We start from the raw sequence: 12,459 nt of genomic DNA, 5'->3' as shown, positions 1-12,459 counted from the left end.
TTTATGACCAGAATCGTCTTTATGGGTACACCAGCTTTTTCAACACCAATTTTAGCGGCATTAATTGACCAATATGATGTGGTAGCTGTGATGACGCAGCCAGATCGGCCAGTTGGGCGCAAACATATTTTGACACCGTCACCGGTTAAACAACTTGCTTTAGCACATCAAATCGAAGTTTTACAGCCGGAAAAGGTTAGCAAGTCACCGGAGATGCAGCACGTCATTGATTTAGCCCCAGATTTCATTGTGACAGCGGCCTTTGGCCAATTTTTGCCAACCAAGCTGTTAAAGGCCGCCACCAATGCGGCGATTAATGTCCACGCGTCACTCTTGCCACGGTATCGTGGTGGGGCGCCGGTTCATTATGCGATTATGAACGGTGACAAAGAGACTGGGGTATCCATTATGTACATGATTCGGCAGATGGATGCCGGTAATGTGATTGCTCAAGCGAAGGTGGCGATCGGCGATCATGATGACGTTGGCACGATGTTTGATAAGCTTAGCCTTGTTGGGCGAGACTTGTTGTTGGCAACCCTGCCGAAACTGATTGCGGGACCCATTGCCGGCACGATTCAAGATGAGGCGGCAGTGACCTTTTCACCGAATATTAGTCGCGCGCAAGAAGAGATCGATTTTAACCACACTGCTAGCGAAATTGATTGGCAAGTGCGGGGATTGCGCCCATTTCCAACCGCTTATATTCGCTTGAACAACGTGCGAACAAAATTACTCGATGTTACGGTATTGACTGATCAAAAAACGACATTGGCACCTGGCACAGTCGTCGCCCGAACTAAACATGCGTTGGAGCTAGCTGCTGGTAATGGCACCGTCTTACGTATTAATCGTTTGCAGCCAGCTGGACATCCACAAATGGCGATTACTGATTTTTTAAATGGTGCAGATGAAGCATTTACGGCTGGCGCACATGTGGTCGCCGACAAGTTTAAAGGAGAACAACATGGCTAATCATGATCGTCAGCAGGCGCCAGTGTCCCACAAACGATTGGTCAACGAGAATCCTCGACAGGTGGCCGTAGATGTTTTGGTGCAGGTGGCCCAAGGGAGCTATTCAAATCTTACGTTAAATGCTGCCTTAAAAGATCATCACTTATCTGATCGTGATGCCGCTTTATGTACACAGTTGGTTTACGGTGTATTGCAACATCGTTTGTTACTGGAATTTTGGCTAAAGCCGTTTGTTAAGCGACCTAATAAGGTGCAACCCTGGGTATTAGCTTTGTTAGAAACAGCGGTGTATCAACGTGAACTGTTATCAAAGATTCCTGATCACGCGATTTTTAATGAGACCATTGCCTTGGCCAAACAGCGTGGCCACGAAGGAACTCGTCGATTTGTGACTGGCGTGCTGCATGCCTTAGCTAACCAAGGGGTGACGAGTGTGGACACGATTAAAGATCCCTTAACGCGCTTAAGTGTGCGTTACAGTGTGCCAATGCCTTGGATTCAGCGATTACGCGTTGAGTTGGGCGATGAAAAAGCGCAACGTATTTTAGCTAGTTTGAATCAACCGGCGGCGCAATCGATCCGAATAAATCAGGTCGCTGGCGATCGTGATGCGATTTTAACCGCACTTCACCAATCTGGACTGGCCATTAGCACAAGTGAAGTGAGCGGTGATGGATTGCGAGTCACCAAGGGTCATCCCGTCTTATCAGCGGCTTTTCAGGAAGGTTTATTTACAATTCAGGATGAAAGTGCCATGTTACCAGTCGAGGCGCTAGACGTTCAACCAACGGACCAAGTGTTGGATGCGTGTGCAGCGCCGGGCGGAAAAACAACACAAATTGCCGGCTACCTTGACGCTACTGCTGGCGGGCATGTCACGGGTTTAGATTTGTATGATCAAAAAGTTGCCTTGATTATGAATAATGCCCACCGGCTACACGTTGCTGACCGTGTTTCGGCCGTTAAACTAGATGCTCGGCAAGCTAACGAACACTTTAATGAAGCAAGTTTTGATCGAATTTTGGTGGATGCACCTTGCTCAGGAATTGGCCTCTTACGTCGCAAGCCAGAAATTCGTTATGCGAAAACATTGGCGGATAGTCAAGAATTACAACAAATTCAGCTGGGAATTCTGGATGCAGTCGCACCGCTAGTGAAGAAAAACGGTATAATTATTTATAGTACCTGTACGATTGTTCAAGCGGAAAATGACGACGTGGCCAATGCCTTTGTCACGTCGCATCCTGGCTTTGAATTCGTAACGGTTTCGACCACAAAGCACCTGAAATCGCAGCGGAGCACGCCATGGCTGACGATTTATCCAGATGACTATGGGAGCGATGGCTTCTTCATTTGTGGATTTAAACGGCGTGATTAAGCTGATAAAGGCGGCAAATAGATATGCAAGTAGCCTCTCTGTCTGACATTGGTCGGCAACGAGAAACAAACCAGGATTATGTCGGTAATTTTATGAACAAGGCCGAATTGGGATTCACGATTGTGGCGGATGGAATTGGTGGGCATCGCGGTGGCGATGTCGCTTCATCAATGGCGGTTTCCCATATTGGCACCCGTTTTGAAGAAACCCGGTTTACCGATCCGGCAACGGCTGCCAAATGGCTCGCAAGTGAAGTTCGGCAGGAAAATGAAACCATTATTGAAAAGGCCCAACAATACCGTGACCTAAGCGGCATGGGCACGACATTAGTAGCCGCAATTATTTTTCCGACGCAGTTTTTAGTCGCCAATATTGGTGATTCGCGGGCTTATTTGTTGCGACATCGAGAGTTAGCGCAATTAACTGAAGACCACTCATTGGTTAATGAACTGATTAAGCTTGGTCAAATCACAGAAGCTGATGCGCGCACTTATCCTGAAAAAAATATTATTACGCGCACCTTGGGGATTAATGATGAGGCTGATGCTGATATTAACTTATATCGGGCGATGCCGGGGGACTTATTAATGCTCTGTTCGGATGGCCTAACGAACATGGTCACCGATGATCAAATTCAAGCAGTCCTCGTGGAACCTGGTCGTTCACTAGCTGAAAAGTGTCAACGTTTAATTGATCTAGCTAATGAAGCTGGTGGTCGCGATAACATCACCGTGCTATTAGTTGAAACGGATCGTGAGGTGGCAACCTCATGAGGGCAAATTACACGCTAGCTGGTCGTTATCGCATTATTCGGCCACTTGGTGAGGGCGGAATGGCCGACGTTTACTTAGCTCATGATTTGATTTTGGATCGCGATGTTTCTGTTAAACTGTTGCGGCTAGATTTACGTGACGATGCGGGAACGATGCGCCGATTTCAACGAGAGGCGTTAGCAGCCAGTGAGTTGGTTTCGCCGCACATCGTTAGTGTTTACGACGTGGGTGAGGATAATGGGATGCAATATTTGGTCATGGAGTATGTGCCCGGTACCGACTTAAAGGCGTATATCCATGATCATTTCCCAATTCCTTACGCCAAAGTCATTGACATTATGGAACAAATTCTTGATGCCGTAGCTGTGGCACATGAGCATGGGATTATCCACCGTGACTTAAAGCCCCAGAACGTGCTGGTTGATGTGCAAGGTAACGTTAAAATTTCTGATTTCGGAATTGCAGTGATTAGCAATCAAACCAGTATGACGCAAACCAACACAGTATTAGGCTCGGTTCATTATTTGTCTCCTGAACAAGCTCGTGGCGGAATGTCCACGAAAAAAAGTGATATTTATTCCTTAGGGATCATCTTGTATGAGATGCTCACCGGCAGTGTGCCCTTTGAAGGCGAAACCGCTGTCTCGGTGGCGCTCAAACACTCCCAGAGTCAAATGCCGTCAGTACGTGATTTTGATTCACGTATTCCTCAAGCACTAGAAAATGTCGTGTTACAAGCAACTGCTAAACGACCTGAAGATCGTTATGCGTCTGTCCATGATATGGCGGTGGATTTACAAACAGCACTTGCGCCAGAACGACGTGGAGAACGACGTTTTGAACCGAAAAATCACGGCGATGATGGCACGACTAAAATCATTCCGGTAGATCAGGTGATGGCCGCTAGTCAGTCCACTCATGCGGTAGCTCAATCAACCATGGCGGAGAAGTCACCTGCTGAATCTGAAACAACGCCAGCCAAGCGCCGTCGAACTTCACGGGGGCGAAAAATCTTTTTATGGCTCTTAGGCGGCTTTTTGTTGCTGATGCTCATTGGCGTGTTATGGCTGTGGTTCTTTCCTGGCCGGGTGACTGTACCCAGTATTTCAGGCATGACGCAAGCACGAGCGACAAAAGTGTTAAAGCAAAATAACTTAGCGACCGGTTCCGTCAAGAAACAAACTAGCGAAACATACGCGTCTGGGCGTGTCATTAAAACAAGACCTAAGATTGGGGCTCAGGTTAAGCGTCGCAGTCGAGTTGATTTAGTCGTTAGTGCCGGACGTCCCAAATTTGTGGTTGACGATTATACTGGTGAGCAATTCACAACCGCCAAACGGCAGTTAGAAAAAGCTGGTTTAAAGGTCAAACAAGTCAAGCAGTCGTCCGCTGATATCGATCAAGGTGTCATTATTGATCAAGACGTGTTGCCAGGGGATGCGGTGTACAAGCATACGACGATCACCCTAACGGTCAGTTCCGGACCTAAAAAAGCCAAAACACCGGAGCAAGTGAAATTACCTGATTTCGCCGGAAAATCGCAGGCGGCAATTCAAACATGGGCCGATGACCACGATGTGAATGTGAGCTTCTCGGATGAAGTCTCAAGTCATATCGATCAAGGCTCAGCGATTCGTCAGGCACCTGCTGTGGGCTCAATGTTAGCGGTGGGTGAGACTTTTAGCGTCGTCATTTCTTCTGGACCAGAATTGCACAGTTTTCACGTCGACATCACCATTCCGTTTTCACCTAATGGTCAATCGAGTCAAGATTCTGGTAGTAATTCTTCAACAGGAGAAAATGATGTGAAGATCTATCTAGCCGATCACGATAAAAACATTGCGGATGTGTATCAGGAAATGCAAATTTCCCAAGACACGCCAGTCTCGCTACCATTTACGTTAGCAAGTGGCAAAACAGGTCGTTATGTTGTGATTCGGGATGGCAAGACAATCATGACTGACAATCACGTGACAGGAAATTAAGAAGGGGCCATATGAGAGGACAAATTCAACAGTTATTAGCTGGCTTTTACGATGTTCAAACTGCTGATGGTAGGATTTATCGTACCCGAGCTCGCGGAAATTTTCGCAAACGTAAAATCAGCCCGATGGTCGGTGATTATGTAGAATTTAAAAACGAAGACAATTCCGATGGCTATATCTTAAGCATCGAAGACCGAAAGAATGCGTTAGTAAGGCCACCGGTGAGTAATGTTGACCAAGCAGTAGTCGTGACCGCGGCTGTCGAGCCTAACTTTTCAACTAATTTGCTGGATCGGCAACTGGTCGCTTTGGAGAGTCAGGCGATCACACCGATTATCTATGTGACCAAAACAGATCTGTTATCAGCAAGTCGGCTGGATGATTTAACAACCATTGCCTCTGGATATCGACAAATTGGGTATCAGACATTCCTGGCGACCACCGCCTTTGATCCAAGCGTCCTTGAGCAATTGTTGAACTTGTTTAAAGATCGATTAACTGTGTTTATGGGGCAGACCGGGGCAGGCAAGTCGACATTACTTAACCACTTAGCACCGGACCTTAATTTGGCGACCGGTGAAATTTCGCAGGTTTTAAACCGGGGTAAACACACCACTAGAAAAGTTGGTTTACTAGCCGTTGGTGACGGACTCGTCGCGGATACGCCGGGATTTTCCTCATATGAAGATTTCCCCATGGCCGCGAGGGAGCTAGGCCAGTATTTCCCTGAAATGGCCGCGTTGGCCCCACAATGTCGCTTTCGCGGATGCCAGCACATCAATGAACCCGGCTGTGCGGTCAAGGATGCTTTAGCCGAGCACAAAATTATGGCGAGTCGTTATCAGAACTATTTGCAATTTCACCAGTTGATTGTTGACCAGAAACCACAGTATGATAAGAATAAAAAATGAAGGATTTGTTGGAGGAGAAATTTATGATTAAAGTAGCCCCATCGATTTTAAGTGCGGATTTTGTCAATTTTGAACGGGATATTAAGATGGTTGAAGAAAATGGCGCGGATCTATTGCATGTGGATGTGATGGATGGCATGTTCGTGCCAAACATGTCCTTTGGCTGGACCACGCTGGCGGCTATTCGGCCAATTACCAACTTATTTTTAGATGTTCATATGATGGTCCAAAACCCAGAACGGTATGTTGACCAATTTGCAAAGGCCGGCGCTGATTTAATTGGGGTCCATGTTGAGGCAACGCCACATATTCACCGTGCCATTCAGATGATCAAAAACGATGGGGTGAAGGCTGAAGTAGTCATTAACCCAGGCACGCCAGTTAGTCAAATTGAACCGTTATTACCGTTTGTTGATCAGGTTCTAGTTATGACTGTTAATCCAGGCTTTGGTGGACAAAAGTTCTTACCAGAAATGATTGAAAAGATTCAACAGTTGCATGACTTAAAGCAACAAAAGGGTTATGAATTCGACATTGAAATTGATGGCGGCGTGAATGACAAGACGGTTGTTGATTGCTATAAAGCAGGCGCGACGGTTGCAGTGGCCGGTTCCTTCGTGTATGGTGCTGCAGATCCGGCGGCAGCCATTGAGTCGATTCATCATGCAACGCGCTAGTGATCGGCCTAAACTTTCACGACTTAATATTTTAGTTGGTGGACCTAAGCGTGAGTGGCCACTATCATTAGTTGCCGGGCAAATTCCTGGTCCGTGGATCGGCGTGGATCGAGGGGCGATCCGTTTGTTGGAATTAGGGATTACACCCATTATCGCGCTAGGCGATTTTGACTCTTCTAAACAAGGTGAATTTGAACGAGTTCAGGCCGCCGTAAAAGATTTACGCCAGGTGGGATCGGCCAAGGATGAAACGGACACTCAGCTCGGGGTTCGCGTGGCGATGACCGAATTCTGTGCAGATGAAATTATGGTCTACGGTGCTACCGGCGGCCGGCTTGATCATTTGCTAGCCAATCTATTTTTGCCCCTAGAAACTCGATTTCAGGCGGTTGTTTCCCGTTTAACCTTTGTTGATCGTCAAAATGAAATTCGGTACTTTTTACCCGGACAGTATCAAATTGAGAAATTGCCGGAGATGCGTTACTTGGCATTTGTCACATTCGGAGAGGTCGGCAGCCTTACCTTAAGTGATGAGCGTTATCAGCTTGATCACGTTGACATTCATCAACCAATTTCCTTTGCCAGTAATGAGTTTGTCGGTCAAACAGCTACTTTTTCATTCACGAGTGGGATTGTGGCGGTCGTTCAGAGTACAGATCTCAGTGATAATCGTGCGGAACGCTATAATTTAAATGCATAAACAAGCGGAGCATAAGTCAAATTTTGGCTTATGCTCCGCTTGTTGGTTATATTAGGCTTGTTTTCAGGTTTTTATATTGGGACAGAAAAAGCGTCACCAACAATCATTGTCGATGACGCCTCCCGATTTAATCAGTGATTAAACACGGGTCACTTTTCCTGATTTTAGCGTCCGGGCAGAAACCCAAACCCGCTTTGGCTTCCCATCAACTAAGATGCGAACCTTTTGCAGGTTAGCTTTCCAGCTACGACGACTGCTGTTTAAGGCATGGGAGCGGGTGTTACCAAAGTGAGTCCGCTTGCCAGTAATAAAATCTTTAGCCATTTGCTCATCCCTCCTTCTCGGATTTCCAAAGGGAACCTCTTTTTTCTCACCTGAATAACTTACCATATGGGTGAATTGAATGCAATATTAAATTGCCAAGGGAAACTACTTGACAGGCATTTTCGAAGTAACGGTCAAGTGATTTGCGGGTAAACTAAACATTGCCGATGCTGGTCTTATTAAGGCCTTTCTTTAAGGAAGCTCCAGAACGTGCTCGTCGAAAAGCTGGCCTGATCCTGGAAAAGTTTGAACCAGCCTTCATCTAAAATGATTGTCTGTTAAACTTGACCCTAACCAGCTGACGGCGACATTTGCCTTTTTTCGGCTCGGGTTTTATGATAGCATGATTGAAGATTGCATTGCGGGTCTTTAGGTTATTGATCGAGAAAGTTGAGGAGGCCTTTTTTCATGGCTGTTAAAATCAAAACGCAATACGGCACAATTGACATCAATAATGATGTTATTGCCACAGTTGTGGGTGGTGCGGCGACAGATAACTATGGTGTTGTCGGCATGGCATCCAAGAACCAAATCCGTGACAATGTCAATGAAATTCTTCGACGGGATAACTATTCACGAGGCGTCGTTGTTCGACAAGAAGACAACGGTGTGGCGATTGATGTGTTTATTGTTGTCGGTTACGGTACTAAAATCTCGGAAGTTTCAAAAAACGTCCAACAAAAAGTTCGTTACAACTTAGACAGTATGCTTGGCATTTCCGCCAACTCAGTTAACGTGACGGTCCAAGGTGTCCGTGTGTTAGCAGACTAAGTGGCTGCTTGTAACGAAGTGGGGGAAATAGAATTGGAAGCAACGTTAACAGCGATTACAAATTTGGAATTTGGCAAAATGGTTCAGGCGGCTTCGCAGCGACTAAACGGACAAGCTGAATTTATTAACTCTTTAAACGTCTTTCCCGTGCCTGACGGTGACACTGGTACAAACATTTCATTGGCTTTTGCCAGTGGCGCTAAATATGAACGTGAAGTTACCACGCCATCCGTTAGTGATCAAGCGGAAGCTTTAGCGAAAGGGTTACTGATGGGTGCTCGTGGAAATTCTGGGGTGATTACCTCACAAATTTTTCGTGGCTTTTCTAAAAGCGTTCAAGGTAAAGCGACGCTTAGCGCCAGCGATTTAGCCGAAGCATTTGCCGCCAGTGCCCAGACCGCGTATAAGGCGGTTATGAAGCCAACTGAGGGCACGATTCTGACGGTCATTCGTGAGGCAGCCAAGGCAGGTCGAGACGCTGCGGCTAATACAGACGACGTGATCGTCGTTATGGACACGATTTATGCCGCGGCAAAAACAGCCTTGGCATCGACACCGGATTTATTACCCGTTTTAAAACAGGTTGGTGTCGTTGATTCTGGTGGACAAGGACTGGTCTTTATTTTGCAGGCCTTTGATGAAGTGCTAAGCGGAAAAGTCGCGCAAGACGAGATTGAAACACCAGATGATGCCCAGATGGATGAAATGATTAACGCCGAACACCATCGTAGTGTTCAAGGAGAACTAGACCCTAAAGATATTAAGTATGGCTACTGTACGGAAATTATGGTTCGCCTTGGTGGTGGCCAGCAAGTCGACCGTCAATTTGATTACGATGAATTTTACCAATATCTGGCTAACCTAGGTGATTCTCTATTAGTAATCAATGATGACGAGATTGTAAAGGTGCACGTGCATACGGAGCACCCTGGCGATGTTCTCAGCTGGGGCCAACATTATGGTGATTTGATTAAGGTCAAGGTTGATAATATGCGCCATCAGCAAGAAGAAATCATGGCTCAAGACGCTGACAAAACGCCAGCTTCACCCATGACTGACATGAGTGAAGCAGTCGCACCGGAAACAGCGGTTATTTCGATTTCGGCTGGTGATGGGGTCGCTAAATTGTTCAAGAGTCTCGGCGTGACCCAGGTTATCAATGGGGGGCAGACGATGAACCCTAGTACTGAAGATATCGCCAATGCGATTAATCAGAGTGGGGCTAAACGTGCGATTGTCCTCCCCAATAACGGCAATATCTTTATGGCCGCTGATCAAGCTGCCCAGGTGGCTGAAATTCCCACTGTGATCGTGCACAGTAAGTCAATTTCTCAAGGAATGACAGCATTACTTGCTTACAATCCAGATGAAGATTTATCAGCGAACCAGCAAGGGATGGAAGACAACTTGTCGACGGTTAAGAGCGGTCAGGTGACTCACGCTATTCGTGACACGACCCTAGATGGAATTGCCATCAAGAATGGTGAATTCATGGGAATTGTCGACGGTAACATTAAAGTAACCGATCCTGACTTACTTGGTGCCGCGACGAAGATGATTCAGGCAATGCTAGATGAAGATAGCGAAATTGTGACGATTATCTATGGTCAAGACGCCAGCGAAGCTGATGCAGAGGCCTTAGAGACTGCCGTGATGAACATTGATGGTGATCTTGAAGTGGAAATTCATGAAGGGGATCAACCAGTTTACCCGTTCTTGGTCTCGGTTGAATAATCATTTACCAAGTTAAAATAAAGTGATTCAAGCCGTGGCTGATATCAATAGATGTCAGGGCGGCTTTTCCTTTTATTGCTATTTCTATAAGTACGCGTGATTGATTTCGGAAAACGAGACTATTGTTTCTAACGGTCATTTGATAGGATAGCAGTAAGAATTTAACGGAAAGGAGGCACACTTTGACCACGTTAAAATCATTAGAAGATCCAGTGACGGAGCTCAGTGGGGTTGGCTCACAGCGGGCGGCAGCATTAAAAACGCTGGGGATTCAAACGATCGCCGATTTGCTTACTGATTTTCCATTTCGTTATGACGATTTGACCGCGAAAGATTTGGCAACTGTCAGTGAAGGCGAAAAGATTACGTTAAAGGGAACCGTGGCTAATGAACCAGCGGTAGTTCGCTTTGGTCGTAAAAAAAGTCGCCTTAACTTTCGCTTATTGATTGGTCAAGATGTTGTAACGGTTACTTTTTTCAATCAACCTTGGTTAAGTCAACAACTAACCGCTGGTCAAGAGACGGCGGTTTATGGTAAATGGGATGCCACGCGCAAAAGTTTGTCTGGTATGAAGCTGATTAGCGCAGATAAGGGGGCATCATTCGGGGCGATTTACACGGTGAATAAGCATATTCGTCAAAGTACGCTCGCTCAGTTGATTAAACAAGCTTATGATGCTTATCAAGACGTGATTTATCCGCTGTTGCCGCCCTACTTGTTGCAAAAATATCGATTGTTAGACCGGAAAACGATGATCCATGACTTGCACTTTCCCAAGGACCCCCAGGCAGCTAAATTGGCTCGGCGCACGGCAGTGTTCGAAGAATTTTTCTTGTTTGAGTTGCGTTTACAAATGATGCGGGCCAAAGATCATCAGGCTGCTGGAACAGAGATTGACTATGATAATGAGGCATTAAAGACATTTATCAAGACATTACCGTTTGAACTGACAGCTGCTCAAAAACGGGTGGTCAATGAAATTTGCGCGGCGATGAAACGACCGACGCATATGAATCGGTTGTTACAAGGCGACGTTGGTTCTGGTAAAACGATTGTGGCGGCCATTGTGATGTATGCGGCAATCACGGCCGGTTACCAAGCTGCACTGATGGCACCCACGGAAATCTTGGCTGAACAGCACGCCAAAAATTTGGCGGAGGTCTTTACTGATATGCCAGTCAATATTGTTTTATTGACTGGTTCCACCAAAACAAAAGCGCGCAAAACGGCTTTAGCACATATCGCCAGTGGCGAAGTGAATTTGATTGTTGGTACTCATGCCTTGATTTCAGACGATGTGATCTATCATCGTTTGGGATTAGCAGTGATTGATGAACAACACCGCTTTGGGGTTAACCAACGGCAAACGTTGCGTCGAAAGGGCCAATATCCAGATGTTTTGGCGATGACCGCCACACCGATTCCGCGAACTTTACAAATTACCGCTTACGGGGAAATGGATGTCTCAATCATTGATGAATTACCGGCCGGACGTAAACCGATTACCACGCGTTGGCTACACAGCAATCAAGTGGAAGCCGCGATGACCTTTATTCGTCAGCAGTTGAGTCATGGACAACAGGCTTATGTGGTGACACCATTGATTGAAGAATCTGAAGCCCTCGATGTTAAAAATGCTGAAGCCATTTATGCACATTTAAGTGAAAATTTTGCGCCAGACTATCAGGTTGGCTTGTTACATGGTCGTTTAAAAAACGAAGAAAAAGAAGCGGTTATGGCGGCATTTAAAGCGCACGAGTATGATGTGTTAGTGTCCACGACGGTGATTGAGGTCGGTGTCGATGTGGCTAATGCGACCGTTATGTTGATCTTTGACGCAGATCGCTTTGGTTTAGCCCAATTGCATCAACTCCGAGGGCGCGTGGGTCGAGGTGAAGTCGCTTCGACGTGTATTTTGATTGCCGATCCTAAAACACAAGATGGTATTGCTCGAATGCAAGTCATGACTGAAACAACCGATGGTTTTATTTTGGCGCAAAAAGATTTAGAATTACGAGGTTCAGGCGATCTACTGGGGACCAAGCAATCTGGGGTTCCTGACTTTAAAGTAGGCGATCCTGTGGCTCAATTGAATATCCTCCAGATTGCTCAAGAAGAGGCGTTGGCCTTAGTCGAGCGACCTAATTGGCAATTGGAACCAGATAATCGTGAATTGGCCGGCTATGAGCAACATCAGCTCAAACGGCATTCAACCCTTGATTAACGATTA

11 protein-coding genes are annotated in these 12,459 nt (G+C 46.3%); 10 read left to right on the top strand and 1 reads right to left on the bottom strand.

Annotated features, from left to right (window positions below):
* Positions 1-3: 3 nt before the first annotated feature.
* The 7 genes from fmt to AC27FN_RS02650 are packed head-to-tail and all read left to right on the top strand — an operon-like array spanning position 4 to position 7,399.
* Positions 4-975 carry a methionyl-tRNA formyltransferase gene (gene fmt / locus AC27FN_RS02680; RefSeq protein WP_487166479.1) on the top strand — a complete coding sequence of 324 codons (972 nt, stop codon included), beginning with the start codon at positions 4-6 and terminating at the stop codon, positions 973-975.
* Positions 968-2,353, top strand: a complete 1,386-nt coding sequence (gene rsmB, locus AC27FN_RS02675) for a 16S rRNA (cytosine(967)-C(5))-methyltransferase RsmB (protein ID WP_487166478.1) — start codon at positions 968-970, stop codon at positions 2,351-2,353. The genes fmt and rsmB overlap by 8 nt, the downstream gene beginning before the upstream one ends.
* 23 nt (positions 2,354-2,376) lie before the next feature.
* On the top strand, positions 2,377-3,126 hold the full coding sequence (locus tag AC27FN_RS02670; RefSeq protein WP_487166477.1) for a Stp1/IreP family PP2C-type Ser/Thr phosphatase: 750 nt from the start codon (positions 2,377-2,379) through the stop codon (positions 3,124-3,126).
* Entirely contained in the window at positions 3,123-5,111 is a 1,989-nt protein-coding gene (gene pknB, locus AC27FN_RS02665) for a Stk1 family PASTA domain-containing Ser/Thr kinase (protein ID WP_487166476.1), read from the top strand. The genes AC27FN_RS02670 and pknB overlap by 4 nt, the downstream gene beginning before the upstream one ends.
* An 11-nt stretch (positions 5,112-5,122) precedes the next feature.
* Positions 5,123-6,022: a ribosome small subunit-dependent GTPase A gene (gene rsgA / locus AC27FN_RS02660; RefSeq protein WP_487166475.1), complete on the top strand. Its 900-nt coding sequence runs from the start codon at positions 5,123-5,125 to the stop codon at positions 6,020-6,022.
* A 23-nt stretch (positions 6,023-6,045) separates the two neighbouring features.
* Positions 6,046-6,699 carry a ribulose-phosphate 3-epimerase gene (rpe, locus tag AC27FN_RS02655; protein WP_487166474.1) on the top strand — a complete coding sequence of 218 codons (654 nt, stop codon included), beginning with the start codon at positions 6,046-6,048 and terminating at the stop codon, positions 6,697-6,699.
* Positions 6,686-7,399 carry a thiamine diphosphokinase gene (locus tag AC27FN_RS02650; RefSeq protein ID WP_487166473.1) on the top strand — a complete coding sequence of 238 codons (714 nt, stop codon included), beginning with the start codon at positions 6,686-6,688 and terminating at the stop codon, positions 7,397-7,399. Before rpe ends, AC27FN_RS02650 begins: the two co-directional genes overlap by 14 nt.
* Positions 7,400-7,537: 138 nt before the next feature.
* On the opposite strand, the gene rpmB is transcribed toward AC27FN_RS02650, so the two are convergent.
* Positions 7,538-7,723: a 50S ribosomal protein L28 gene (gene rpmB / locus AC27FN_RS02645; RefSeq protein WP_057808748.1), complete on the bottom strand. Its 186-nt coding sequence runs from the start codon at positions 7,721-7,723 to the stop codon at positions 7,538-7,540.
* A gap of 408 nt (positions 7,724-8,131) precedes the next feature.
* Here rpmB and AC27FN_RS02640 point away from each other — a divergent pair, with 408 nt between their 5' ends.
* The 3 genes from AC27FN_RS02640 (at position 8,132) to recG (ending at position 12,453) form a co-directional block, all read left to right on the top strand.
* A complete protein-coding gene (locus tag AC27FN_RS02640) occupies positions 8,132-8,494 on the top strand; it encodes an Asp23/Gls24 family envelope stress response protein (RefSeq protein WP_407882166.1) in 363 nt (120 codons plus the stop codon).
* A gap of 78 nt (positions 8,495-8,572) precedes the next feature.
* On the top strand, positions 8,573-10,228 hold the full coding sequence (locus AC27FN_RS02635; protein ID WP_487166586.1) for a DAK2 domain-containing protein: 1,656 nt from the start codon (positions 8,573-8,575) through the stop codon (positions 10,226-10,228).
* A gap of 182 nt (positions 10,229-10,410) precedes the next feature.
* Entirely contained in the window at positions 10,411-12,453 is a 2,043-nt protein-coding gene (gene recG, locus AC27FN_RS02630; RefSeq protein ID WP_487166472.1) for an ATP-dependent DNA helicase RecG, read from the top strand.
* Positions 12,454-12,459: the final 6 nt, after the last annotated feature.

The sequence above is a fragment of the Furfurilactobacillus sp. W61-4 genome (assembly GCF_057545565.1).
The sequence above is the reverse complement of the archived record's forward strand: the minus strand, read 5'-3'. Positions and strand labels throughout refer to the sequence as shown.